The organism is Streptomyces anandii JCM 4720 (assembly GCF_014650655.1).
GTDB lineage: Bacteria > Actinomycetota > Actinomycetes > Streptomycetales > Streptomycetaceae > Streptomyces > Streptomyces anandii.
Genome location: NZ_BMVJ01000016.1, coordinates 64,090 through 88,158 on the forward strand (window position 1 = coordinate 64,090; position 24,069 = coordinate 88,158).

Genomic DNA, 24,069 nt, shown 5'->3' on the forward strand with positions numbered 1-24,069 from the left:
TGATCAGAAACTAGCCCCACCGGACCGTGAAATCGCCTGCTGAAGGCGGTTGGGAGGGATCCTTATGCTCGTGTTAAGGACGTGCTGAGGCTGCGCTCAGGCTGCGCTCGCGCACGTGCCGAAGCCGACGGGTCTCATCGCACGACCCGCCCCTGTCATGCGTCCGGCCACCAGGTGCGCGCGATGTCCTTGCGCACTTCGGGGCGTCCGGCGGGACGCTCGTCGGCTTCCTCGCGGACCCGGCGCGCGTCCGTCTTCCTCAGGGGCTTCTGCACAGTCATACGGCGCATGGCTGCCTCCTTCGTGCCTACCGGGTTCCGTGTTCTCACGGAGGTAGACCTTTCGGGCGAGAGTTCCTCATCGGTGCGGGTCTGTCTGTGGCCGCAGTCACGATTCGGTTGTCAGTGGCGGGTGTCACTCTGGGACGCATGAGTGAAGGCATGGCAACGGATGGTGACGGGACCGTGGCGGGTGTCCCGGTCGACTGGGACGCGCAGGCCGCCGTCTTCGACGACGAGCCGGATCACGGGCTGCGCGATCCCGGCGTGCGGGCCGCCTGGGCCGAGCGGCTGCGCGGCTGGCTGCCCGGCCGCCCCGCCGAGATCCTCGACCTCGGCTGCGGCACGGGCAGCCTCTCGCTGCTCGCGGCCGAGCAGGGCCACCGGGTGACCGGCGTCGACCTGTCCCCGGCCATGGTGGAGCGGGCCCGCGCGAAGCTCGCGGGCCGCGACGCGGTGTTCCTGACGGGCGACGCGGCGCACCCCCCGGTGGGCGAGCAGCGCTTCGACGCCGTGCTGGTCCGCCATGTGCTGTGGGCGCTGCCCGACCCCGCCCGCGCGCTGCGGCACTGGCGGGGGCTGCTGAGGCCCGGCGGGCGGCTCGTCCTCGTCGAGGGCGTCTGGGGGAGCGTCACGCCGGTCGGCATACCCGCCGACCGGCTTCTCACTCTTCTCGCACCCCTCGTAAGCCACACACACCTGGACCTCCTGTCGCCCGACCCCCGCCTGTGGGGCCGCAAAGTGGACGACGAGCGATACGCGGTGGTGGCACGCGTGTGAACTCCCGGCGGACCGCGCCGGGTCGGGTCCCGCGCGCGGGTAGGCGGGCCACGTCCGGGTCGGGCGGGGCGGGGGCGGGGCAGGTGTTCAGTTCAGCAGGGGCTCGAAGCCGTCGGCCTTTCGTGCCAGTGTTTCCAGTTCGTCGAGGGCGGAGAGGGCGGCCGCGGCGGCCGGCGGGTCGGTGCGGCTCAGACCGCTCTCGGCGAACTCGTCCTCGTCCAGGCGGCGTACGTCACGGCCGTCGGCGGAGCGCCACAGGTCCAGGTCGAGGTCCTCGACGACGAGCCGCGCTCCGGCGCGCGTCGCGGGACGGGTGACGTCGCAGTACCAGCCCTTGAGCGCGCCCCGCCCGTCGCGGACCTCCTTCACCGAGTACCAGCGGTCGCGCCAGTAGTACTCGGTGAAGACGTCGCCCGGTTCGAAGCGCACGAAGCCGAAGTCGCGTACGCCCTCGCCCGCCCAGGACGCCCGGACCGCGATCCGTGTGCCGTCGTCGGCCAGCAGCTCGGCCGGGTAACGGATCTTCGTACGGCCGCCCTTGACCAGGACGACGTCCACCAGGCCGCCCTCGTCGGCCGGTTCAGCCGAGTTCGCGGACATAGCGCACCTCCGTCGCACAGACCTCGTAACCGAACCACTTGTTGATCGCCAGCATCGGCCCGTTGCCCGTGTCGTTGCCGGTGAACGCCTCCGTGAACCCGGCGGCCCGGGCGCGGTGCAGCGAGTCGTTCTTGGCGAGCTTGGCCAGCCCCCGGCCGCGGAAGGCGCGGGCGGTACCCGTCATGACCGTGCCGTACCGGGTGCCGCCGTCGGTGCGGGCGGCCGAGAAGGCGGCGGGACGGCCGTCGACCAGTGCAACCGAGGTCAGCTCCGGGCTGAACAGCGGATGCCGCCAGGTCTCCTCCAGCCAGGCCTCGTAGTCGCTGAACTCGGTCTCCACGTCGCTCGGTTCGTCCGCCGTCGTCTCCGCGTCCAGCTCGAACAGCGGGCGCGGGTCGGCCGCGAAGTCCGAGCCCCGGCGCAGCTCCACGCCCGGCGGCGGGGAGGCGAGCGGGGGCAGGGCGCCGTCCGCGAGGTCCAGGCGCAGGAAGTGGGCCGAGCGGCTCGCCCGGTAGCCGTGCCGCTCGGCGAAGGCGCGGTTGCCCGGCTCGTCCACCACCCAGGCGAACAGCCGCCTCGCCCCGTGCGCGGCCAGGTGCTCCTCGGCGGCCCGCACCAGCAGCGCGCCCGCGCCGAGCCGCGTGTGGCGCGGGTCCACGTACACGTTGACGTTGCCCTGGCCGGGCACCGGGCTCTCGTGCGTCAGATGCACCTGCGCCGTGCCGATCACCTCGCCGTCCACCACGGCGATCAGCGGACGGTAGTGGGCGTCCGGGTGCATACGGGTGAGGTCGTGGGCCAGGGACTCGGCGGTGACCAGCAGGTAGGGCAGCGCGCGGTGCCGCACGCGGGCGAAACCCTCGAGGTCGGCCCGCGCGTCGGGACGAAGGTCACGGACGATCACAGTCATGGAGGCGCACGCTACGGCGGCGACAGACGTCGCGCCTCCCATTTTCCGCCGGGTGCGCGGCCGGTGCGGGACAATCACCCCGTGACCTTGAAGATCCACATCGAGGAGGGCGCACCGCCCTACGAGCAGGTGCGCGCGCAGATCTCCGAACAGGCGCGGTCGGGCGAGCTTCCGGTGGGCTACCGGCTGCCCACGGTGCGGGGCCTGGCCGAGTCGCTCGGCCTCGCCGCGAACACCGTGGCCAAGGCCTACCGGGCGCTGGAGACGGACGGAGTGATCGAGACGCGCGGCCGCAACGGGACGTTCGTGGCCGCGGCCGGCTCCGCCGCCGAGCGCGAGGCGGCGGCCGCCGCGCAGGCCTACGCCGAGCGGGTGCGCAGGCTCGGCCTGGACGAGGACGCGGCCCTGACCGCCGTACGGAACGCCCTGCGCGCGGCCTACGGCGGCTGACCAGCGACTCACGGGCTCACAGGCTCACAGGTGCTCACAGTGGCGCCGGCAGCCGCCGGGGCGTCCGTGTCACCGTCAGGCCCGCCCTCCGCGCCGCGCCCGCGAACACCATGGCGTCCCGCACGGCCGCCCCCGTCGGGTCGTTGTTGAAGTACGCGAACACGTCCCGGTCGTCCGGAAACGCCGTCGCGATGCGGTCCACCCAGGTCTCCAGGGACCGCCGCCCGTAGTGCGGCCACGCCCGGGCGCGGCCCACGTGGAAGCGGACGTAGCCCCAGCCGGCCGTGCGCCACAGCGGGGTGACCGGGCGGGCGTGCGCGTCCGCCCAGCACAGGGCCGCGCCCCGCGCCTCCAGGACGCCGCGCACCTCGGGCGTCCACCACGACTCGTGGCGCGGCTCGACGGTCACCCGGGTGCCCGCGGGGAACCGGGCGAGGCAGGCGTCCAGCAGCCCCGGATCGGCGCGCAGCGTCGGCGGCAGCTGGAGCAGCACCGGCCCCAGCCGGTCGCCGAGGCCGGCCGCGTGGGTCATCAGGCGGTGCACCGGCTCCTCGGGCTCCTTCAGCCGCTTGATGTGGGTCAGGAAGCGGCTGGCCTTCACGGCGACGGTGAAGTCCGGCGGCACCCGCTCCCGCCAGGCCTCGAAGGTCTCCCGCGCCGGCAGCCGGTAGAAGGCGTTGTTGAGCTCCACCGTGGCGAACGCGGCCGCGTACTCCTCCAGCCACCGCCGCGCGGGACAGCCCTGCGGGTACAGCACGCCCCGCCAGTCCTTGTACTGCCAGCCGGACGTCCCCACGAACAGGGTCATACGCCCATCAAAACACCCACGGCCGCCCGCCACCCGTCGTTACAGGTACAGCCCCGCGTCCGCGCCCTCGCGCGGCTCCGGCAGGGCCGTCGGCGACGTCCCCCGGCGCAGCGCGTACAGCTCGGCCAGGCTCGCGCCCTCGCGGCCCACGCCCTCCTCGGTGCCCAGCCAGCCGACCGCTTCCCGGCGGGTCAGCCGGCCCACCTCGATACGGGCCAGACAGCGGCCGGGGCGGACCACCGCCGGATGCAGCCGCTCCAGGTCCTCGTTGGTCGTCACGCCCACCAGCACGTTGCGCCCCTGGCCGAGCAGGCCGTCCGTCAGGTTGAGCAGCCGCGAGAGCGCCTGGCCCGCCGTGTGCTTGGCCTCGCCGCGGATCAGCTCGTCGCAGTCCTCGAGCAGCAGCAGCCGCCAGCGGCCCCTGCCCGTCGCGTCCTCCTCGCCGATCGCGATGTCCATCAGATAGCCGACGTCGCTGAACAGCCGCTCCGGGTCCAGCACGCAGTCCACCTGGCACCAGTCGCGCCAGGAGCGGGCCAGAGTGCGCAGCGCCGAGGTCTTGCCGGTGCCCGGCGGGCCGTGCAGCAGGAGCAGCCGGCCCGCGATGTCCTCGGGCGTCGTCCTCATCAGGCGGTCCATGGCGTCCGCGACCGGGGCGGTGTAGTTGGCCCGGATCTCGTCCCAGGTGCCCGCCGAGATCTGGCGGGTGGTGCGGTGCGGGCCGCGCCTGGGGGAGACGTACCAGAAGCCCATCGTCACGTTCTCCGGCTGCGGCTCGGGCTCGTCGGCCGCGCCGTCGGTTGCCTGGTCGAGGACCCGCTCGGCCAGGTCGGCGCTGGTCGCGGTGACCGTGACGTCGGCGCCCCGGTTCCAGCGGGAGACCAGGAGTGTCCAGCCCTCGCCCTCGGCGAGGGTCGCGCTGCGGTCGTCGTCCCGGGCCACGCGCAGCACCCGGGCGCCCTCGGGCAGCAGGGTGGCCCCGGAGCGCACGCGGTCGATGTTCACCGCGTGCGAGTAGGGCTGCTCGCCCGTCGCGAAGCGGCCGAGGAACAGCGCGTCGACGACGTCGGACGGCGAGTCGGAGTCGTCTACGCCCAGCCGGACCGGCAGAGCGTCGTACGGGTTCGCGGACATGCCGCCATGATCCGTCACCCGGCCGCCGCGCGCACCCTGTTTCCCGGCCGCGCGTCACGTGTCGGGCGGCGCGTCGGACCACGCCCCCGGTCGGGTGCCGCCGGCTCCGTCGGCCGAGCCTGCCCAAACCCTGTCCGAGGGGTCAATTCCGCCCGTACTGTTGTCCTTGATGGGACGTCATGGGTGGAATCCGGGGGCGGGGCGGTGGCGGCTCACCGCGCTGCTGGGGGCGGGCGCGGCCGTGGTGGCCCTGGTGGTGGCCCTGCTCAACGCGCTGCCCGGCGGCGCGAGCACCGAGGGCACCACACGCGACGGCGGCACGGTGCACGGCACCCCGGCGGCCCCTCGGGACGCCGACGAGCCGTACGTCGGATGGGGCTTCACGCACACCCAGTTCAGCGCCGACGAGGGCAGCGCCGCGGCGACCGGGCGGGTCGAGCGGCTGCTGTCCCAGGGCGGCGGACTGCCCCAGGACCAGGCGATCATGGGCTGGGGCGCCGACAACCCCGAGCCGGTGAAGGGGCGTTACGACTTCGCCGCCCTGGACCGTCGTGTCGACTTCGTCCGCGCCTCCGGCGGCGTCCCGGTGATCACCCTGTGCTGCGCCCCGGACTGGATGAAGGGCGGCCGGGCAGGCGCCGGGAACACCGACTGGAGCCGGCCGGCCCTGGAGACCGCGCCGACGCCCGGCCACTACGCGGACTTCGCCGCGCTCGCCGCGACGGTCGCCAGGCGCTACCCGGACGTACGGCACTTCATCGTCTGGAACGAGTTCAAGGGCTTCTGGAACGACGCCGGGGGCCGCTGGGACTACGAGGGTTACACCGAGCTCTACAACCTGGTCTACCGGGCCCTCAAGCAGGTGAACCCCAAAATCATGGTGGGCGGTCCGTACCTCGTCATGGACAGCGTCGACCCGCGCCGGGGGGACGACGCGGCGGCCGCCCCGAGAGGCCCCTGGGGCGCCATGGACCAGCGGGTGCTGGACGCCTTCTCCTACTGGAACACCCACAAGGCGGGCGCCGACTTCGTGGTCGTCGACGGCTCCAGCTACACCAAGGACGACGAGCTGCTGCCCGACGAGTTCGCGGCCACCGACAAGCTCACGGCCGTCGGCCGCTGGGTACGGCAGCAGACGCACGGCCTGCCGCTGTGGTGGGCCGAGTACTACGTCGAGCCCGCCGACGGCAATGACGACCGCAAGGGCTGGACCGAGCGGCACCGCGTCGCCGTCCAGGCCGCCGGAATGATCGCCATGGTGAAGGGCGGCGCCTCCTCGGGCTTCTACTGGAACCCCGAGGAGGAGAAGGGCGCCGGCTGCCCCGGCTGCCTGTGGACGCCCACCGCCACCGCCGGCGGCGGGCAGGCGCTTCCCATGTACGGCCTGGTGTCCCGCTTCGGCCGGGCCTTCGGACCAGGCGCCGAGTACGAGACGGTCTCCGTCGCCCCGGACGCCGTGCCCGACGTCCGCGTCCTGGCCACCGACCGGACCGTCCTGGTGGTCAACACCCTGGACCGGACGATCAGCGCCGAGGTCGACGGGAAGCGGTTCGAGATGAAGGCGTACGAGGTGAAGTGGCTCCAGCGGTGACGCCCGGGCGGGGCGTCACCGGCAGCGGTGCTCAGCCCCGCCCCATCGTCAGGAACCGCTGCACCAGCGAGGCGAACAGCACCGCCAGCAGCGGCAGCGAGAACCAGAAACCGCCCTGGAGCCACCGCAGTCGCCGCACGCCCGGCCGCATCGCGACCCGGACGGCCTCCCGGGCCGTCAGCAGCACGACCAGCACGAGCGCCGCGAGTCCGCCCACCACCGACCACGGCGTCCACGTCACCTTCGGTCCGATCGGACCCGGCTGCGGACGCGGCACGGCACCCGGGGGCCGCTCGCGCAGCGCGTACATGGTCACGTCGTCGTTGGTCAGCACCTTCCTCAGCTCCGGCCGCCCGTCGAGGTTCCTCACCAGCCGCGACTCCCAGGCCGCCGAGTAGCCCACGTCCATCCTCAGATAGGTGACCTGACCGGCGTTCACCATCAGATACGAGTTCGGGCCCGCGTCCTCGAGCGCCTTGACCAGGCCCGACACCAGCACCGGGTCGGCCGGCGCCAGGGTCGGCACGTAGTCGACGCGCTCCATGTCCTTGGCGCCCCACGGCATGGCCGGAGTGACGTTGGTGACCGGGTCGTTGCTGAGCCACAGCAGCCGCACGGTCGGCCTGTCGTGGGCGTACACGTAGTCCATGGCCGCGACCTCGCCGGGCCGGATCCGCTCGAACGCCTCGTTGCCCCAGCGGGCCACCAGGAAGCCGCCCATAAGCAGCAGCCCCGCCAGGAGCGCGGCGAGCGGCGCGAGGCTCGACCGGTCCTTCTCGCGCTCCCGGGCGGTGACACCGGCCCTCGGGAACAGGGCGAGCCCCGTGAGCAGTCCCGCGCCCGGCAGCGCGAACATGAAGACGCGCAGCGCCATCTCCCCGCCGTAGGACTGCATGCCGAAGCCGAGGAACGGCACGAAGGTCAGCACCAGCAGCGACCGCTCGCGGTACTGGTGCCCGCGCCGCCGCCACCAGCCCCAGCAGGCGGCCGCCATCACCGCCCCCGCCAGCAGCACCCGCGTGTAGAGGACCAGCTTGTGGGTGGAGTCGCCGCCCTGGATCCGGCCCGAGACGGAGGTCGACACATTGCTGCCGACCCCGCCGACCCCGCCGAACAGTTCGTCGAAGTGCCCGGACCAGTACGGCTCTGCCATGAACCCTAGCCAGAACACCACCAGCACGGTGAACAGTACGGGCAGCCCACGCAGTTCGCAGCGGCCGGCGAGGACCAGCGCCGCCAGCACGCCCAGCATCACGAACGGGGTCAGCTGGTGGGCCGGGACACTGGCCGCGAACAGACCGATCACCACCGCCAGCAGTACGGCCCGCTGCCGCCGGTCCGCCGGCTCGACCTCGGCCTCGCCGGGCCGCGCCCTGGTCCACAGCATGCGCGGCGCCCGGAACCAGACGAGCAGGATCGCCACGAAGGCCAGATAGAGCAGGTAGGTGAAGCCCTGAGGGGAGAAGTAGTCCTGCCCCACCCAGCCGCTGAGCACGAAGATCCAGATCCCGGTCCACTTGGCCCGCCAGCCCGCCCGCATCGATCGGGTCAGCAGGAACATCGGTGCCAGGTAGAGCAGTTGGATGGTCAGCGGCCACCAGCGGATGACCTCGGTGAAGTCGCTCAGCCCGCAGGCCCGGGCGGTGAACGCGGCCACCGCGAAGAAGCCGGGCCAGCTCCACCGCGCGTCGAGGTCCGGCACGGCCGAGCCGGTGCGGTCGATGTAGTCGATGAAGCCCAGGTGCTGCCAGGCGGTGGCGAACCGCGGCTCGGTCTCGATCACGGCGGGCAGCGCGTGCAGCGACACCACCGTGGCGAGCAGGGTCACCAGGAGCAGCGCCCGGTGCTCGCGGCGCAGCCACAGCAGCGCGGCGAACACGGTGACCAGCAGCGCGGCCCCGGCCAGCGTCGCGGGCGGCAGTACGGAGACCAGGCCGAGCCCGCCCGTCCGGGCCAGACCGGAGTCGTCCAGCCGCAGCGCGGGCACCCAGTACAGCAGCAACGCGACGGCCAGCAGACCGCCTGGGACGACTCCGGCGTACGCCCGCTCCGGTCCGGCAGCCCGCTCCCCGGAGGTGAGCGGCGCGTCCGGTCCGGCAACCCGCTCCCCTGAGGTGAGCGGCGCGTCCGGTACGGCCGCCCGCTCCTCGGCCGCGAACGGCGCGTCCACCTGCCCCTCGTCCCGCGGTCCGGGCACGGCCACGGCGACGCCCGCGGGCGGGGTGCCGGGGCCCGGCCGTACGTCGGGCCGGCGCTCCACGTGGTCGAAGTCGACGTGGATGCCCAGGGCGAGGGTGTCGGACTCCACCGCCCAGGCGGGCCGCCGGTCCGGGGCGGCGGGGACCTCGCGCGCCCCCAGGTCGGCGAGGTCCCCGTCGGGCGCCGCGTCCTCGGGGACGGCGGAGGCCGGTGCGGCCCGGACGGTCCGGTACAGCCTGGGCGCGGCGATGGCGACGATCACCGCCAGACTCGAGATCTCGGCGACGCCCGCGCCGGTCAGCCCCATGCGGGGCAGGAGCAGCAGCGTCAGTCCGAGCACCAGCACGCACAACAGGCCCTGGAGCCAGGCGAGTCCGGCGGTGCGGCTCTGGGCGCGCAGCACCGCGAAGTACGTCTCCATCACGACCCGCAGCAGCGCGCCGACGGCGAACCAGCGCAGCAGCGGGGTGGCCGCGTGGGCGTAGCCCTCGCCGAAGACGTGCAGGATCCACGGGGCCAGCAGGAACAGAAGGCCGCAGATCGGCACCATGATCCGGGCCATCCGCCTGAGCGCCGCGCGGGTGTTGGCGGCCAGCCGTGCCGGGTCGTGCGAGCCCTCGACGGTGAGCGAGGCGCCCATGTTGATGGCGAGCAGGTTGACGGTGCCGCCGATGGTCGTGGTGATGTAGAAGTAGGCGTTGTCCGCGGAGCTGACCTGCGAGGCGATGATGACCGGCACCAGGTAGACCACCGCGAGCGAGAACAGCGAGCCGGTGTAGTCCCCGGCCAGGAACCGCCCGATCTCCCGCGCGGTGGGCGGACTCGCGTGACCCTCGGTCGCCTTCACGTGCCGGGGCACCAGCCGCCGGAACACCAGCCAGCCGAGCGGCACGACCGAGAAGGCGATCGCCGCGCCCCAGGAGGCGAACACGCCGGTCGTGGGGATCACGGCGGCCAGGCCCACCAGCAGCGCCAGCTTCACCGCGGAGAACACGGTGTTGCCCACCGGCACCCAGGGCGCGCTGCGCAGCCCGGTCAGCACCCCGTCCTGGAGGGTGAGCACGTTCCAGGCCGTCACGATCGCGACGAACCCGAGGCCGTGCAGGAGCCCGTGCAGGAAGCGGTAGGAGGGCCCCCAGGTGTCGAGGGTGAGCAGGAAGACCCCGGCCGCGCACGCCACGATCAGCGAACTGCCCACGTACGTACGGGCGATGAGGCGTCCGGTGGAGCGCCCGGCGACCGGGATGAAGCGGGCCAGGGCGCCGGTGAGCGTGACCGCGGTCAGCCCCGCGAGGAGCTTCATCGCGGCGATCGCGGCCGAGCCCTGGCCGACGGCCGAGTCGGAGTAGTAGCGGGCGGCGACCAGCCAGTAGCCCAGGCCCAGCACCGCGGAGATCCCGGTGTTGAGCATCAGCGCGTAGGCGTTGCGGAACAGCTGGTTGCCGCCCGCGGGGCCGCCCCGGCCGGGCAGCCGCAGGCGCGGCCCGCGTCGCGGCCGTCCGGACGGCTCGGGCTCTCCCGGGTGTTCCGAGACCTCCGTGGTGGTCGTGGTGTCAGACACGGGTACCGATGGCCTTCCCGCGGATCCGGCGTGCTCTGCGGACCAGGGCGTAGCCCTTGGTGAGGGCGCGGTCCCCGGCGAAGTACCGGGCGATCGCGCGGCCCGTCACGAGACGTTCGAACTCCTCGGTGGTGGTGCCGCGGCGCACGGTGAGCCGCCGCAGGGCGTACGGGCCCTGTGCGCGGCGCGCCGGCCCGTTGCCCACGGCGAGCGCCTGCCGGAAGCCGGCCGCCCGAACCCGTGCCCGCACCCGCCGGCTGGAATAGCCGTAGGGGTAGGCGAACGAGGTGGGCGCGGTGCCCAGTTCGGCGGCGACGATCTCCTTGCAGCGGATCAGCTCCGACCACAGCGCGTCGTCGTCGAGCTGGTCGAGCTGCGGGTGGGTGTGGCTGTGCCCGCCGATCTCCACGCCGGCGGCGGCCAGTTCGCGCACCTGGTCCCAGTCGAGCATGGTGTCCAGGCCGCCGCCCATGTCGTGGGCGCCGCGCAGCCAGCCGGTGGAGACGAACAGCGTGGCCGGGAAGCCGTGCCCCTTGAGCACCGGCAGGGCGTGCCGGTGCACGCCCTCGTAGCCGTCGTCGAAGGTGACCAGGACGGGGCGGGGCGGCAGCGGCGCGGAGCCCGGGGAGCGCCAGTGGGCGGCCAGGGCGGCGGTGGTGACCGGGTGGAAGCCCAGGTCGTCGAGGACCGCGAGCTGCTCCGCGAAGGCCTCCGGCGTCACGGACAGGCCGCGGGTGGCCGCGTTGGGCTCGCGGGCGACCGCGTGGTACATGAGCACGGGCACGGACGTGTTCATACGGCTCCCCCTGCCTTGCCGTAGCCGATCTCCACGATCTGGAAGGCCGTGCGGCCGCGGCGGGCCCTGACCGTGCCGACGGCGTAGCCGCCCGCCGCGGTGAGCACCCCGGCGACGATCGCGCCGGCCCGGCCGGCCCCGCCCGGCCGGGCCAGCAGCGCGTCGCGCAGTCCGCGGGCCACCCCGGCGGGCAGCACCCGGGTGGTGTAGCGGCGCTCGGACTCCAGGCCCTTGTCCGCGCCGACGCTGCGCGCCACCAGCGCCTTGGACAGCCCTTCGGCCCAGGTGCGGGTGCGGAAGTAGCGGAAGTGCTCGCGGGCGCCGGGCACCCGGTGGTGGATGACCGCGCGGTCGTCGATCAGCAGGACCGCGTCCGGCCGGGCGCGGGTCAGCCGGATGCACAGCTCGGTCTCCTCGCAGCCCAGCGGCCGCTTGTCGCCGTCGCGTCCGATGCCGGTGGCGAAGCCGCCCGCCGCGTCGAACGCCGTACGCCGGAAGGAGGCGTTGCCGCCGAGCACGTTGCGCACCCGGACCCGGCCCGGCGGCAGGCCACGGTAGCTGCAGCCCACCACCCAGTCGAACTCCTCCGGGAACCAGGCGGGCCGGCGGCCCGAGGCCCAGACCGGCTCGGTCCGGCCGCCCACCGCCATCACGCGCGGGTCCGCGTACCCCTCGGCGAAGCGGCGCAGCCAGTCCCGCTCGGCGACGGCGTCGTCGTCGAGGAAGGCGACGACCTCGCCGCGGGAGGCGGCGATGCCGGTGTTGCGCCCGGCGGACAGCCCGCGCGGGCCCGCGTTGGCGACCACCCGCACCGGGCCGCCGGCCCGCGGGTGGTCCCCGGACTCCTCGTACTCCTTGGTGAGCCGTTCCAGGAGCGCCTGGTTGTGGTCCACGACCAGGAGGGTCTCCAGGGCCGGCCGGGACTGCGCGCGTACCGAGGAGACCGCCGCGAGGATGTCCTCCCAGCGGTCCTCGGTGTAGACGCAGATCACGACGGAGATGCCGGGATCGCTCAAGACGCCTCTCCCGGGAACGAGTCCAGCATGGGGGAGTGGCGCTCCTGGCGGCGCAGTTCACGCCGGTTGGAGCGCTCCTTGAGGATGACCTTCAGCACCCGCATCCCGTCCCGCACGGCGCGCAGATTGCTGGCGCCGTGGATGCGCAGGTACTCGTAGCTGGGTATCTCCTGCACCTTCAGGCCGGCCTTGACCACCCTGATGTTCATGAGCGTCTCGACCTCGAAGCCGGTGCAGTCCAGCTCGATCTTGTCCAGGCAGTGCCGCCAGAACGCGTTGTAGCCGTAGCACAGGTCGGTGTAGCGGGCGCCGAACTTGCGGTTGACCACCGCGCACAGGACCCGGTTGCCGAGCCTGCGGACGAAGGTCATGTCGTCGGTGCCGCCGCCGTTGGCGAAGCGGGAGCCCTTGGCGAAGTCCGCGCCCGAGACGAGTGCGGAGACGTAGCTGACGATCTCGCCGCCGTCGGCCGAGCCGTCCGCGTCGACCATCACGATGATGTCGCCGGTGCAGGCCTCGAAACCGGCGGTCAGCGCGTCGCCCTTGCCCCTGCCCCGCTGCGGTACGACCCGCACCTTCGGCCAGAGCTCACGGGCCACTTCGACCGTCTTGTCGGTGGAATTGCCGTCCACAAGAACGACTTCGTGTATCCAGTCCGGAAGTGTCTTGAAGACGTACGGGAGATTCTCCGCCTCATTCATCGCGGGAATCACCACGCTCACCGGTGGCGCGATGGCCAGGTGAGAGGAGACCGGGCGGTATTTCGGGGCCGTCAACGGATCTTGGCCCGACGGAGGCGGATGGAGAACTGAGCTCACGAGTCTTGGTCCCTCTCGTCCGGCGGACCGCCCGCCCCTGGGCGGCCCGGCTGTGTGTCCGGTTCGAAAGGGGGGTTTCCTCTCACCCGGGGCACGCCGGAACCGATCTCCGGGCATGCCGGGTGAGCTGGCAAAGCATGCCGGACCACCGTGTTCGACGGCGGCCGGTCGCGCGGCACGGCCCGGTCCCCTTCGTGGTCACCGGGCACGGCACCCCCCTACCGCGCCCCGCGCCGGCACGTCCCGGTCCTCGAGCCCTCCCCTGGAACCGTGAGCGGACGGACCGATGCGGGTGAGATGTACGACGGTATTGACGATTGAACCAGTATGGCAAGACCTGGAACGGGGCCTCACGTTTTTGTTGGTTTTGCCGTTACGCAGATTTTGTACCGTCAGTTCAATGTCTCGAACGGATTTTTCCCATCCGTTTGAGAATTCTGTCGGCCGGTTCGAACAGTTCGGGGCGGGACTGCACCGCATTGCGCAGCGCACGGACCGGAGCGCGCCGCGCCCGGTGTCCCACCGCCACCGGATGACGTCTTGTCACCCATCCTTCGCACACGCTCAGTTCGCGTGTTCTGAGGGAGTCCTTGTACTCCTTCTGGCCCCGCCCGAGATCCAGGTACGCGATGCCGTCGGCGGCGGCCGCCTCGGCCATGCGCAGATGCAGGACGAGCCCCGGGGAGTACTTCGCGTACGCCGGGTCGTAGGCCGGGAACCAGCATGCCAGCACCCGCTCGGTGCGCAGTCCGAAGTGGGCGGCGACCGGGCGGCCGTCCGCGTGGAGCACCGACAGGATCCCGGCGAAGTCGTCGGTGCGGGTGTGGAACAGCCGGGTCACCAGGCGGGTGATCCACTCGTGCGCGAAGCGGTCGCTGCGCCCGGTGCGCCGGTACTGCGCCGACTTCCAGTTCATCAGGGTGCGCAGCACCGCCGGGTCGCGTTCGTCGTGGACGTACGTCACAGGGCCCGCGTCCCGGCCCAGTCTGCGGTCCTTGGCGAGGGTGGTGCGGGTGAACTTGGGCGAACGAGCGCGCAGTTCCCGCAGGTAGACGTCGTAGCCCCGGTCGACGTCCATGACCGGGGAGGGGTAGGTGCCGGTGGCCGAGGACGCGAACGGCTGCTGGCCTGCCACCAGATGGTCGTACTCCCACACGGCGAGCCCGCAGGCCCGCAGCAGTTCGTGCGCGTCCCAGGCGAAGCCGGGCCGGTGCACGAGGCCCTGGCAGTCGGAGACGCCGAGCCCGACGGCCCGGCCGACGCCCGCGGCCGATCTCTGGAACGGGAAGAACGCGGCCGGTTCGCCGTCCTCGCGCACCACCGCTATCCGCACCCCGCGTCTGCACCGGCCGACCGCGAGGGTGAACTCGGGGGAGAGGAAAGGGTTCGCCAGTTCCTCCGCCCCGTGCAGATGGGCCTTGGACTGCAGGGCCGTCCAGGCCGCCCGGTCGGCGGCGCTGAGCTCGCCGGGGCGGTACACGCTGATGTCCACGTCACAAGCCCTGTCTTCTCGTCCTGCGGCCGCGCGCTCTTCCCGACGTCACCAACAGGAGAATCAGCAGGCTGAGCGCGGCGACGGCCAGGATTCCGCCGCGCACGGACCACCGGTGCACGGCCAGCATCCCCTGGGCCACCAGCATGTCGAGGGCGACCGCGCCCGCCAGGGAGGCGAGCGCGCGGCCGAAGGGATCCAGCCCGCGCAGGGCCGCCGCGACGGCGCAGGCCGGGGCCGCGAGCAGGAAGAAGAGCGTCAACGGGCCGCGCAGCACGGAGGACGAGCCGGTAAGCGCGAGCAGCGCGCCGGCCGCCGCCGCGGCCGTGGCGGCCCCCGCGAGCAGCGGCGACAGGTCCCTCCCCGGTCCCGTCCGCGGCCGCCCGGTGCCGTCTGTTGAAGCTGTCTTGATGTGGATGGTCTGCATTGGCGACTTTGCCCCCCGAAGCGCCGGATGCCGGACTTCAATGTCGCGCAGCCGCCGGGGGGCCGTCAAGGTGACTGACGGGCCGTCGGAATACCGACCGACCGGTCGGATTCAGTTGAGCACCGAAAAAGTTTTGGCATGGACACTTCCTGTCAACACGCGTAGCTGCTACGACGGTTAAGGCAGAGATCCTGCTAAAGGGAGGTTCCATGAGACGTTCCCGAATTGCCGCATACGTCGGCACCCTCCTCCTGGCCCTCGGTCTCGCCCTCACCGGGGCGGGCACGGCGCAGGCATCCCAACTGGCCGCCACCGGCGGCTATGTGGCCCTCGGCGACTCCTACTCCTCCGGGGTCGGCGCCGGCAGCTACATCAGCTCCAGTGGCAGCTGCGACCGCAGCACGAAGGCGTACCCCTACCTCTGGAACGCCGCCCATTCACCCTCGTCGTTCGCCTTCACGGCGTGCTCGGGCGCCCGAACGGATGATGTTCTGGCGAACCAGCTCGCCCCACTGAACTCCGGCACGTCCCTCGTCTCGATCAGCATCGGCGGCAACGACGCCGGTTTCTCCGACGTCATGACGACCTGTGTGCTCCAGTCCGACAGCACGTGCGTCTCCCGCATCAACACCGCGAAGGCGTACGTCGACTCGACCCTGCCCGGCAAGCTCGACAACCTCTACTCGGTCATCCGCTCCAAGGCGCCCTCCGCCCACGTGGTCGTGCTGGGCTACCCGCGCTTCTACCTGCTCGGCCAGACCTGCCTCGGCCTGTCCGACACCAAGCGCTCCGCCATCAACGGCGCGGCCGACTACATCGACGCCGCCATCGCGAAGGTGGCCGCCAACCACGGCTTCACCTTCGGCGACGTCCGCACCACCTTCTCCGGCCACGAGATCTGCTCCGGCAGCTCCTGGCTGCACAGCGTGAACTGGCTCGACATCGGCGAGTCGTACCACCCGACGGCGGCCGGCCAGTCCGGCGGCTACCTGCCGGTGTTCACCAACGCGGCCTGACCCTCACGGCGAGGGAGAGACCGAGCCCGAAGCGGAGGCCCCGCCCGACGGGGTCTCCGTCACACACGTCACCGAGAACGGCACCGGGTCCGACGTGGTGTGCACCGGGGCACGCACCTCGACACCGACCGCGTTGCGGTACGCACCGCCGCCCGCGCCACCGGAGTACGCCGACACGGTCACCGTGTCCCGCTTCGACTTCCCGCCTCCCGCCGGGAACGACAGCGTCCGCCACCCCGGGTCCGAGAACTCCCCGTTGCTGAGCACCCACCGGTAGGAGACCTCGGCCGGCAGCCGGCCCACCGTGAACGTCGCCGTGAACGACGGGGCCTGCCCGTGCGGAGGCGGGCACGTCCCCGAGTAGTCCGTGTGACTGCCGGTCAGCGACACCGTCACCGACTGCGGTGACGCACTGCTCGACGAACTCGCGCTCGCGGACGCACTCGCGGAGGCACTGCTCCTGGTGCGGTCGCCGCTCGGCGACGGTGAAGGCGTGCCCCGCGTCCCGCTGCTGCTCGCGCTCGTTCCGCCGGACCCCGGACCGTCGTGGTTCAGCAGTGCGTACGTCAGCCCGGCGAGCGCCAGCGCGAGTACGACCACGCCCGCCACCAGGGCGACGGCCGCACGGCGGTCGCGGGCCGGGCGGCCGTCCGCGTCGGCTCCCCCGGCCATGGGCCGGGTGGCGGCCGTCGGGGCCGTGGGACCTGGCAACGGCGGTGTCGGCGGGGCATGTCGGGAGTACGCGGTCGGCGTGGGACGGTAGCCGGCGCCCGGCACCGGGTCGGCACGCGGTGTGCCGCCCGCCCCGACGAGCCGCAGGTCCCGCTCGGCTCGCTCGGCGGACATCCGCTCGGCCGGGTCCTTGCGCAGCAGGCCCTCGATGACCGGGGCGAGCGGACCGGCCCTGCGCGCCGGCGGCAACTCCTCGTCCACGACCGCCCGCAGCGTGCTGAGCGGGGTGTCCTGCCGGAACGGCGAACTGCCCTCCACCGCCGCGTACAGCAGCACGCCCAGCGACCACAGGTCCGACTCCGGACCGGGCGTGCGCCCCAGCGCCCGCTCCGGGGCCAGGAACTCCGGCGAGCCGATGACCTCTCCGGTCATGGTCAGCGCCGAACTGCCCTCGACCGTCGCGATGCCGAAGTCGGTGAGCACCACCCGGCCGTCGTTCTCCAGCAGCACGTTGGCCGGCTTCACGTCCCGGTGCAGCACTCCCACGGCGTGCGCGGCGCGCAGCGCGGACAGCACCTCCGCGCCGATGTGCGCGGCGCGCTGCGGGCTCAGTGGCCCCTCGGTGTCCAGCACGTCGGCCAGCGACAGCCCGCGCACCAGCTCCATGACGATCCAGGGACGGCCCCCGTCCGTGGCCACGTCGTACACGGTGACGACATTGCGGCTGGCGACCCGGGCCGCCGCCCACGCCTCACGCTCCAGCCGGGTGTACATCCGCTCCACCTCGGGGGCCGGCAGGCCCGCCGGGGCGCGCACCTCCTTGACGGCGACCTCGCGGTGCAGCACCTCGTCGCGGGCGCGCCACACGGTCCCCATGCCGCCCTCGCCGAGCGGGGACAGCAGACGGTAGCGGCCGGCGATCACACGCTCACGGCCGGGTTCCTCGGACACCGGCGCCCCCCATCCACGTCCGGGCGATGACTCCACTCCATGTCGTGTCGCCGCGTGATTCCTTCCCAAAAGTAGCTCAGCCCAGCGCCGTTGCCGCCCCCTTGAGCATCAGCGAGGCGCCCAGGGCCAGGACGACGAACGCCGAGCCGAGCGGCGCCGCCTTGCGCACCAGCGCCGCCGCCGGACCGGCCGACCAGCGCGGGCGCCTGTCCAGCAGGCGGTTCATGCCGCTGCCCAGCCGGACCACGGCGAACCCGGCCGCCGTCAGGGTCAGGGCCAGCCCGACCCCGTACGCCACGACGAGCAGCAGCCCGAACCACGCCTGCCCCAGCGCCGCAGCGCCCACCAGCACCACCACCGCCGAGGGACTGGGCACCAGCCCGCCGGCGAACCCGAGGAGCAGCGTGCCCCGGAGGGTGGGGGTGGTGGAGTGCGTGTGGGTGTGACCGCCGTGGGTGTGCTCGACGGGCTGGTCGTGCGGGTGGCCGTGGGGGTGGTCGTGGTCGTGCGGGTGGGTGTGGTCGTGGTGGTTCCCGTCGGTTGCCTGGGTGCGGTCGTGGTCGTCGTCGTGGGCGTGGCTGTGGCTGTGGCTGTGGTCGTGACCGTGCCCGTGGGCATGGGTGTGCCCGTGCGGGTGGGTGCGGTTGCGCCAGGCACGGCGTACGAGGTTGGCGCCCGCGAGTGTCACCAGGACCCCGCTGGCGATGCCCAGCCAGGCGATCACCGAGGGCGCGGCCGCGGAGCCGGCGGTCACCAGCAGGCCGAGGGCGACCACGCCGAGGGTGTGGGTGACCGTCACCGAGGCGGCCAGCGGCAGGACGTCCCGGAGGCGGGCGCGCCCGCCGCGCGCCGCCGCCGTCGCGGCCATGATCGTCTTGCCGTGGCCCGGGGCGAGCGCGTGCATCGCGCCCAGGCCGATGGCGATGAGGAGGGCCAGTGCGGCGAAGCCGGGGGTGAGGTGGTGCCGGGCCACCAGGTTGTCCAGTGCGCGCGTCCAGCGGTCGGCGCCGCGGGGCAGTACCGAGGCGGCGGGCGCGGCGCCCTGGTCGCCGGCGAGGGCGGGCCCGCCGGGCCGCACCCGCAGCGAGGCGGTGGAGGTGTCGGCCGGGGAGGACAGCAACTCCTTGGGATAGCCGGTGAGTTCGTGGGACGTGGACGTCGTCGGCACGTCGGAGGAAATCAGGGTGGTGCGGTCGCCGCGCGCGGTGATCTCCCGCCAGCCGGGCCCGGTGGAGACGCCCGCGCTGTGGAAGCGCACGGCGAGGGACCGCCCCTGGGACGGCTCGGGCAGCGGCGCGGTCAGCCTGCACTCCACGCGCAGGGTGTCGAGCCCGGCCTGACCGGGGCGCAAACGGGCCACGCTGCCGGCCACGGTGAGCGCGACGGCACGTCCCCCGACGGTGACTTCGCCCTCCCGGGCGGCCCGCTCGCAGCGCTGCCGGGCCCACGCGGTCATGCCCAGCCGCTCGATGTCCGGCTTGGCCTGGGTGGCGGGGATCTCGGCGAGGTCCTCGACGTGGAAGTCGCGGAGCGTGCCGGGCGCCGTGACCAGACCGTCGTAGCGGTTGACGGTGAAGTTGCCGAGCGGGTGCGCGCTCACGGCGGCCGTGGGCACGAGCAGCAGCGCGCACACGGCCGCGAGAAGGGCGGCTGTGCGGGCGAAGGGACGGCGAAGGGCAGTGATCGTGCGGCTCACTTGGCGGCCCCCATGGCCTCGAGCGCGCTGCGGGCCTGGCGGGCGCCGAGCGGGGAGAAGCCCGGGTTGAGCTTCAGGGCGGCCGCGAGGTGGGTGCGGGCGTCGCCGGTGTGGCCCGTAGCCCGCTCGATCATGCCGCGGTGGTAGAGGAACAAGGCGTTGCGGTAGCCGGTGGCGGTGGCCTGCCGGGCGTACGGAAGGGCCTCCTGGTCGCGGCCGTTGACGTGCAGCGCCCAGGCGAGGGCGTCCGCGGTGTGCACGGTGTGCCGGCGGGCCCACTCGGCGCGGGCCGCGTGCAGGGCGGACGCCTTGTTGCCGTGTTCGGCCGCGGCGAGGGCGGTGTCGAGGTCGGCGTTGACGCCGTTGGCGCGGGCCAGCGCGACCCAGGCGTCGACGAGGGCGTACTGGTCGCGGGCCCTGGCCTCGTCCCCGGCGGCGCCGCGCGCCTCGTACAGCTCGCCGAGTTCGACGAGCGGGGCGGGCAGCGGGTAGCGGGAGACGACGAGTTCCATGCCCTTGACGGCGGCGGCGGTGTCCCCGCTCGCCGCCTGGGTGCGGGCACGGCCCTCCAGGGCGGGCAGATAGGAGTCGTCGGCGGCCAGGGCGCGCGCGTAGTAGCGCAGGGCCGTCTTGTAGTCGCCCTGGTTCCAGGAGAGCTGGCCGAGCTGGGCGGCGACGTAGGCGATGTCGCCGCGCGAGGTGGCGGTGGACAGGGCCTGCTCCAGGACCCGGTGGGCGGCGGCGACGTCGCCGCGCAGCTCGCGGACGTAGGCGTAGCGCGTGAACACCGGTACGCCGGGGCGGCGGGTGTCGGCGGTGTCGGCGGCCTTGGACGCCTCGTCGTAGCGGCCCAGTTCGACGAGTGCGTCGACACGGGAGGACAGCGCGCGTTCGCTGTAGGGGTTCTGCTTCAGGGCCTGGTCCGCGTAGGTCAGGGCGTCGGCGAAGTCGTGCCGGGCGGCGGCGAGTGCGGCGCGTCCGGCGAGGGCCTGGTCGTTGCCGGGCGCCAGTCGCAGTGACCGCGCGAGGGCCTTCTCGGCCTGCGGGTAGCGTGACGGGTCGCCCTTGGTGCGCGCCTGTTCGACGTAGGCGAGGCCGAGGGTGGCCCAGCCGTCGTGGTCCTTGGGCTGGGCGCGCAGGTGCGCCTGGAGCGAGGCGATGCTCGCGTCGAGGCTGCCCCCGGCGAGCAGTTCCGGTGACACGGCACTGGAGGCGGGGGCGGCGGCCGCCGCGGCGCCCGCGCCGTCCCGGACCGCCCCGACGGCGACCGCGCCGCCGGTCAGCGCCACCGCCAGCAGCAGGGCGCAGGTGGCGAGTTGCCCGGCCCGCCACCGCCGCCCGGCGGCGGCCACCCGCCGCACGGCCACGACCCGCTCGTCCCCGGCGGAGCCATCGCCGTCCGCCTCCGCGCCGTCCGCCTCCGCGCCGTCCGCGTCCGCCTTGGCCGTGTCCGCGCCGTCCGTGTCCGTGTCGGCCGCGTGTGCCCTGGCCGTGTCCGTGTCGGCCGTGTCCGCCTCGGCCTCGGCCGCGTCGGCCGTCTCCGGAGGGGCGTCGTCGGCACCCTCCCGGCCCTCCCGGCCCTCCTGGCCCTCCCGGTCCCTGTCGTCATCGTGGGCCGGTGCGCTGTCGTCGTTCCGCGGGGCCATGCCCTCTCCTGTCGTCACCTGGGTGGTTCGTGTCGCGTGGGGTGGCGCGGCCCGCGCGCCGTGGGGGATGGGTGAGCGCGGGCCGCGCCAGTCGGTGGGGGGCGTGGGTCAGTACGCGCGCTGCATACGGCGGCGCCACCAGGCCAGACCCGTGCCGATCAGCAGGATCCCGGCCGCGCCCGCGGCCGCCGAACCGGCGATCAGCACCGTGTTGTCGGTGCCCGTCGACGCACCGGCCGGCTGCAGCGCGTCGCCCAGCTGGCTGCGTACGTCCGTACCGCTCTTGGTGCCCTTGGCCAGCGGCCCGCGCGAACCCGAGGTCGGCTCGGCGACGTAGGGGAAGTACTTCTCGAACTTCTTGTCGTTCTCGTTCACCGCGTCGCCCAGGTCGTTCTTCGCGCCGACCAGCTCGCCCTCCATCACCTGGAGGGCCTCGTCGACCACGTCGTCGGTGAGCCGGCGGCCGTTGGGGAAGCCCGCGTTGTCACCGTCGAGGACGCCCAGCCGCTTGGGGTGGGCGGCCGGCTTGATGGAGGTGTTCAGGCGCAGCTCCTCCGCCGGGCGGACGTTCGGCGGCTGGTTGAGTCCCTTCACGCCCTTGAGGAACACGTCGACGAGGTCGTTGCGCGGCTCGGCGGGCGCCTTGATCTTGTAGATCTGCTCGATGAGCTTGGGCAGTTCGGGGTTGGTGACGTTCTTCAGGAACTGCGCGTCGTCCCACGGCGCGGACGCGTTGAACTTGTCCTTGTCCTTCTGCGGGTTGACGACCTCGTTGACGAGCGGGTTGCCGAGCCGGGAGACCTGGGTCCAGCCGCCCCGGGCGTTCTTGCGCTGGGTGGTCGACCATATGCCGACGACCGGCTGCTTGGCCGACTCCCGGATCATGTCGTTGGGCACCTGGAGCGCGATGGTGTTGACGTTGTAGCCCTTGAGGGTGTCGTTGCCGACCTCGGAGAGGTTGCCGCCATACAGCAGGTCGAAGACGCGCAGGTCGAGGAAGAAGGGGTCGTCGGCCTGGCCGGCGAACGTCGACGCGCCGCTCGCCGTCTTGTGGATGGCCTGCGAGCGCAGCTTGCCGTAGTCCGGCATGGACGCCTTGCCGACGTTCGACGGGGCCACGGGCACGTTGTCGGCCAGGCGCGTCTTGGACACCAGCTTCTGGTGGCGCAGCTTGACGAGGTCGATGTCGTACGTCTGCGTGACGTTGAGGTTCGGGTCGTCGAGACTCTTCACCGCGCCCGTGTTGTACAGGAAGGTGTTCTTGTTCTTCACGTGCGTCTTGAACGTGTACCGGAAGATCAGCTCGCTCTGCGCGTCGCCGTTGTTGTCGACGTGCAGGTCGTACTGGGCGTCGTCCGCGAACGTGTAGAAGTTCGGTCCGCCGGCCGGCTCCTCGAACGGGATCCAGTTCGCCACGATCGTCGTGGTGTCGGGCTTGTCCGGGCTGACGAAGGCGTACACGTCCGTGTTGTCGTACTGCGGGGTCCCCGAGATCAGCGGGGCCTCCCGGTGGCTGGAGGCGGAGGCCGTGCCGGGCACCAGCGCGGCCGTGCCGGCCGCCGCGAGCCCCCCGGCGGCCAGCGCGCCGCAGACGAGGGAGGCGAGGTACCTGCGCCGCCCCGAACGGTCCCCGAAGAGACTGGAGAAAGGTGTCATGCCGATCCGTCCTCAGTGCCGACTTGCCTGTCGCTCGGGGATTCGGAGAACCGGCGGGGGCGGATTGGTCGGGCCGCGGATTTTTCTTTTTCCCTGCTCCACCCGCGTTTTCGGCCCGCGCATCCGTATTCCGTCGAAGGGGTGCGCCCGGCGGGCGCACCCCGCGTGATGCGAGGGGCGCGGGCGCGCGCCGGCGGAGAGGGGGACACGAGTGGAGGCGGACGAACTTCTGGTGCTCGTGGCAGGGGGCGACCAGAAGGCATTCGAGGAGTTGTACGGGCTGGTGTCCGGGCCCGTGTACGGACTGGTGCGGCGCGTCGTGCGCGACCCCGCGCAGTCCGAGGAGGTGACCCAGGAGGTACTGCTCGAGATGTGGCGCTCCGCCGCCCGCTACGACCCCGGACGCGGCAGCGCCCTGTCCTGGGTGCTCACCGTCGCCCACCGCCGCGCCGTCGACCGGGTGCGCAGCGCCCGCGCGGCCGGCGAACGCGAGCAGCGGGAGGCCGCCCGGGCCGGCTTCCCCGCCTTCGACCACGTCGCCGAGGAGGTCGAGGCGGGCCTGGAGCGCGAGTGGGTGCGGCGCTGCCTGAAGCGCCTCACCACCCTCCAGCGCCAGTCCGTCACCCTCGCCTACTACGACGGCTACACCTACCGTGAGGTGGCCGAGCGGCTGTCGCTGCCGCTGGGCACCGTCAAGACCCGCATGCGCGACGGGCTCACCCGGCTGCGCGAGTGCCTGGGAGGTGTCGCATGAGCCTGCTCGCCCGCCTGTTCGGCCGCGAGGGCCTGCACTCCCTCGCCGCGCCCTACGCCCTGGACGCCCTGGAGCCCGCCGAGCGGGTGCGCTTCGAGAAGCACCTGAGGAACTGCGCGCGCTGCGAGACGGAGGTACGGGTCCTGAGCGAGGACGCGGTCCGGCTGGCCTGCTCGGCCGCCGCCCAGCCGCCCGCCGCGCTGCGCGAACGGGTGCTGGCCGCCGTACGGGCCACTCCGCAGGAGCCCGCGCCGGCGCGGGAGCACACGCCCCAACTGCCCCCGCACGTCTGGGGCACGCAGCCGCCCCCGGCGCGCGTCCGTGCGCCCCGGCAGCGCCCCCTGTTCGTCCCGTTCGCCACCGCGACCGCGGCGGCGGCCCTCGTCGTGGCCGGGCTGTTCGCCGTTCAAGCGGGGCGTACGCAGGACGAGTTGGACGCTCAGCGGGACCGGGCGCGTGAGATCGCCCACGTTCTGTCCGCCTCCGACGCCCGCGCCACCACCGGCCAGGACGCGCGGGGCCGCCGTATCGGAGTGATCGCCTCCGCATCCGAGGGGCGGGCCGTCGTCACCCTGAGCGGATATCCGGCCCCGCCGAGCGGCCGGGTGCGCCAGCTCTGGCTCATGCGCCCCGGCGCACAACCGCACTCCCTCGGGCTCTTCGCGGGTGACACGCCCCTGGTCGCCTCCGGTCTCGCCCGCTCCGCCACGTCACTCGCCGTCACCGTCGAACCCGACGGGGGGTCAGCTCAGCCAACTACGCAGCCAATTGTTCAACTCGCCTTGAAATCGGTCGGATTCGGAGAGTAATCGTCAACA

General features: G+C 73.1%; 21 protein-coding genes. 6 read left to right on the plus strand and 15 right to left on the minus strand.

What is annotated here, in order from left to right; genetic code table 11:
* Window positions 1-155: 155 nt before the first annotated feature.
* Complete coding sequence (locus tag IE249_RS39770) at window positions 156-290, minus strand: hypothetical protein (RefSeq protein WP_268249717.1); 135 nt, start codon at window positions 288-290, stop codon at window positions 156-158.
* A gap of 138 nt (window positions 291-428) precedes the next feature.
* On the opposite strand from IE249_RS39770, the gene IE249_RS25535 reads away from it, so the two are divergent.
* Window positions 429-1,058, plus strand: coding sequence for a class I SAM-dependent methyltransferase (locus tag IE249_RS25535; RefSeq protein ID WP_189708300.1), 630 nt, complete (start codon window positions 429-431; stop codon window positions 1,056-1,058).
* Between the two features lie 87 nt (window positions 1,059-1,145).
* On the opposite strand, the gene IE249_RS25540 is transcribed toward IE249_RS25535, so the two are convergent.
* Together IE249_RS25540 and IE249_RS25545 are read right to left on the minus strand one after the other, a co-directional pair.
* The gene (locus IE249_RS25540; protein ID WP_189708301.1) at window positions 1,146-1,658 is read right to left on the minus strand and encodes a ribonuclease FAU-1 family protein; all 513 of its coding nucleotides are present in this window, start codon (window positions 1,656-1,658) and stop codon (window positions 1,146-1,148) included.
* Window positions 1,639-2,568, minus strand: coding sequence for a GNAT family N-acetyltransferase (locus tag IE249_RS25545; protein WP_189708302.1), 930 nt, complete (start codon window positions 2,566-2,568; stop codon window positions 1,639-1,641). Before IE249_RS25545 ends, IE249_RS25540 begins: the two co-directional genes overlap by 20 nt.
* Window positions 2,569-2,649: 81 nt before the next feature.
* Here IE249_RS25545 and IE249_RS25550 point away from each other — a divergent pair, with 81 nt between their 5' ends.
* Window positions 2,650-3,018 (plus strand): GntR family transcriptional regulator, encoded by a 369-nt coding sequence (locus IE249_RS25550; RefSeq protein WP_189708303.1) that lies wholly within the window; start codon window positions 2,650-2,652, stop codon window positions 3,016-3,018.
* 34 nt (window positions 3,019-3,052) lie between these two features.
* On the opposite strand, the gene IE249_RS25555 is transcribed toward IE249_RS25550, so the two are convergent.
* Together IE249_RS25555 and IE249_RS25560 are read right to left on the minus strand one after the other, a co-directional pair.
* Window positions 3,053-3,826 (minus strand): DUF72 domain-containing protein, encoded by a 774-nt coding sequence (locus IE249_RS25555; RefSeq protein WP_189708304.1) that lies wholly within the window; start codon window positions 3,824-3,826, stop codon window positions 3,053-3,055.
* A 39-nt stretch (window positions 3,827-3,865) separates the two neighbouring features.
* Window positions 3,866-4,960: a DUF5925 domain-containing protein gene (locus IE249_RS25560; protein WP_189708305.1), complete on the minus strand. Its 1,095-nt coding sequence runs from the start codon at window positions 4,958-4,960 to the stop codon at window positions 3,866-3,868.
* Between the two features lie 169 nt (window positions 4,961-5,129).
* Between IE249_RS25560 and IE249_RS25565 the strand changes: the two genes are divergently transcribed.
* A complete protein-coding gene (locus tag IE249_RS25565) occupies window positions 5,130-6,551 on the plus strand; it encodes a glycoside hydrolase family protein (protein WP_189708306.1) in 1,422 nt (473 codons plus the stop codon).
* Between the two features lie 31 nt (window positions 6,552-6,582).
* Here the strand turns inward: IE249_RS25565 and IE249_RS25570 are convergent, their stop codons facing one another.
* The 6 genes from IE249_RS25570 to IE249_RS25595 form a co-directional block, all read right to left on the minus strand.
* Window positions 6,583-10,311 carry a lipopolysaccharide biosynthesis protein gene (locus IE249_RS25570; RefSeq protein ID WP_189708307.1) on the minus strand — a complete coding sequence of 1,243 codons (3,729 nt, stop codon included), beginning with the start codon at window positions 10,309-10,311 and terminating at the stop codon, window positions 6,583-6,585.
* Window positions 10,304-11,107, minus strand: coding sequence for a polysaccharide deacetylase family protein (locus tag IE249_RS25575; RefSeq protein WP_189708309.1), 804 nt, complete (start codon window positions 11,105-11,107; stop codon window positions 10,304-10,306). Before IE249_RS25575 ends, IE249_RS25570 begins: the two co-directional genes overlap by 8 nt.
* The gene (locus IE249_RS25580) at window positions 11,104-12,123 is read right to left on the minus strand and encodes a glycosyltransferase family 2 protein (protein ID WP_189708311.1); all 1,020 of its coding nucleotides are present in this window, start codon (window positions 12,121-12,123) and stop codon (window positions 11,104-11,106) included. The genes IE249_RS25575 and IE249_RS25580 overlap by 4 nt, the downstream gene beginning before the upstream one ends.
* A complete protein-coding gene (locus IE249_RS25585; protein WP_189708313.1) occupies window positions 12,120-12,941 on the minus strand; it encodes a glycosyltransferase family 2 protein in 822 nt (273 codons plus the stop codon). The genes IE249_RS25580 and IE249_RS25585 overlap by 4 nt, the downstream gene beginning before the upstream one ends.
* A gap of 397 nt (window positions 12,942-13,338) precedes the next feature.
* Window positions 13,339-14,433: a GNAT family N-acetyltransferase gene (locus IE249_RS25590; RefSeq protein WP_189708315.1), complete on the minus strand. Its 1,095-nt coding sequence runs from the start codon at window positions 14,431-14,433 to the stop codon at window positions 13,339-13,341.
* A gap of 1 nt (window position 14,434) precedes the next feature.
* Window positions 14,435-14,860 (minus strand): hypothetical protein, encoded by a 426-nt coding sequence (locus IE249_RS25595; RefSeq protein WP_189708317.1) that lies wholly within the window; start codon window positions 14,858-14,860, stop codon window positions 14,435-14,437.
* Window positions 14,861-15,069: 209 nt separating this feature from the next.
* Between IE249_RS25595 and IE249_RS25600 the strand changes: the two genes are divergently transcribed.
* On the plus strand, window positions 15,070-15,876 hold the full coding sequence (locus IE249_RS25600) for an SGNH/GDSL hydrolase family protein (protein WP_189708318.1): 807 nt from the start codon (window positions 15,070-15,072) through the stop codon (window positions 15,874-15,876).
* A 3-nt stretch (window positions 15,877-15,879) separates the two neighbouring features.
* Here the strand turns inward: IE249_RS25600 and IE249_RS25605 are convergent, their stop codons facing one another.
* The 4 genes from IE249_RS25605 to IE249_RS25620 form a co-directional block, all read right to left on the minus strand.
* Window positions 15,880-17,499, minus strand: coding sequence for a serine/threonine-protein kinase (locus IE249_RS25605; RefSeq protein ID WP_189708319.1), 1,620 nt, complete (start codon window positions 17,497-17,499; stop codon window positions 15,880-15,882).
* Between the two features lie 76 nt (window positions 17,500-17,575).
* On the minus strand, window positions 17,576-19,195 hold the full coding sequence (locus IE249_RS25610; protein WP_229859259.1) for a HoxN/HupN/NixA family nickel/cobalt transporter: 1,620 nt from the start codon (window positions 19,193-19,195) through the stop codon (window positions 17,576-17,578).
* Entirely contained in the window at window positions 19,192-20,841 is a 1,650-nt protein-coding gene (locus IE249_RS25615) for a tetratricopeptide repeat protein (protein WP_189708320.1), read from the minus strand. The genes IE249_RS25610 and IE249_RS25615 overlap by 4 nt, the downstream gene beginning before the upstream one ends.
* Before the next feature lie 108 nt (window positions 20,842-20,949).
* Window positions 20,950-22,497, minus strand: coding sequence for a DUF4331 domain-containing protein (locus IE249_RS25620; RefSeq protein ID WP_189708321.1), 1,548 nt, complete (start codon window positions 22,495-22,497; stop codon window positions 20,950-20,952).
* Between the two features lie 211 nt (window positions 22,498-22,708).
* On the opposite strand from IE249_RS25620, the gene IE249_RS25625 reads away from it, so the two are divergent.
* Both IE249_RS25625 and IE249_RS25630 read left to right on the plus strand, forming a co-directional pair.
* Window positions 22,709-23,251: a sigma-70 family RNA polymerase sigma factor gene (locus IE249_RS25625; protein WP_189708322.1), complete on the plus strand. Its 543-nt coding sequence runs from the start codon at window positions 22,709-22,711 to the stop codon at window positions 23,249-23,251.
* The gene (locus IE249_RS25630) at window positions 23,248-24,060 is read left to right on the plus strand and encodes an anti-sigma factor (RefSeq protein ID WP_189708324.1); all 813 of its coding nucleotides are present in this window, start codon (window positions 23,248-23,250) and stop codon (window positions 24,058-24,060) included. Before IE249_RS25625 ends, IE249_RS25630 begins: the two co-directional genes overlap by 4 nt.
* The last annotated feature ends 9 nt before the right edge of the window (window positions 24,061-24,069 follow it).

Coding starts and splice junctions, on each gene's coding strand:
- IE249_RS25565 (WP_189708306.1), top strand. CDS start 5,130: ATGGGACGTCATGGGTGGAATCCGGGGGCGGGGCGGTGGCGGCTCACC.
- IE249_RS25560 (WP_189708305.1), bottom strand. CDS start 4,960: ATGTCCGCGAACCCGTACGACGCTCTGCCGGTCCGGCTGGGCGTAGAC.
- IE249_RS25620 (WP_189708321.1), bottom strand. CDS start 22,497: ATGACACCTTTCTCCAGTCTCTTCGGGGACCGTTCGGGGCGGCGCAGG.
- IE249_RS25555 (WP_189708304.1), bottom strand. CDS start 3,826: ATGACCCTGTTCGTGGGGACGTCCGGCTGGCAGTACAAGGACTGGCGG.
- IE249_RS25600 (WP_189708318.1), top strand. CDS start 15,070: ATGAGACGTTCCCGAATTGCCGCATACGTCGGCACCCTCCTCCTGGCC.
- IE249_RS39770 (WP_268249717.1), bottom strand. CDS start 290: ATGCGCCGTATGACTGTGCAGAAGCCCCTGAGGAAGACGGACGCGCGC.
- IE249_RS25595 (WP_189708317.1), bottom strand. CDS start 14,860: ATGCAGACCATCCACATCAAGACAGCTTCAACAGACGGCACCGGGCGG.
- IE249_RS25630 (WP_189708324.1), top strand. CDS start 23,248: ATGAGCCTGCTCGCCCGCCTGTTCGGCCGCGAGGGCCTGCACTCCCTC.
- IE249_RS25575 (WP_189708309.1), bottom strand. CDS start 11,107: ATGAACACGTCCGTGCCCGTGCTCATGTACCACGCGGTCGCCCGCGAG.
- IE249_RS25540 (WP_189708301.1), bottom strand. CDS start 1,658: ATGTCCGCGAACTCGGCTGAACCGGCCGACGAGGGCGGCCTGGTGGAC.
- IE249_RS25535 (WP_189708300.1), top strand. CDS start 429: ATGAGTGAAGGCATGGCAACGGATGGTGACGGGACCGTGGCGGGTGTC.
- IE249_RS25615 (WP_189708320.1), bottom strand. CDS start 20,841: ATGGCCCCGCGGAACGACGACAGCGCACCGGCCCACGATGACGACAGG.
- IE249_RS25545 (WP_189708302.1), bottom strand. CDS start 2,568: ATGACTGTGATCGTCCGTGACCTTCGTCCCGACGCGCGGGCCGACCTC.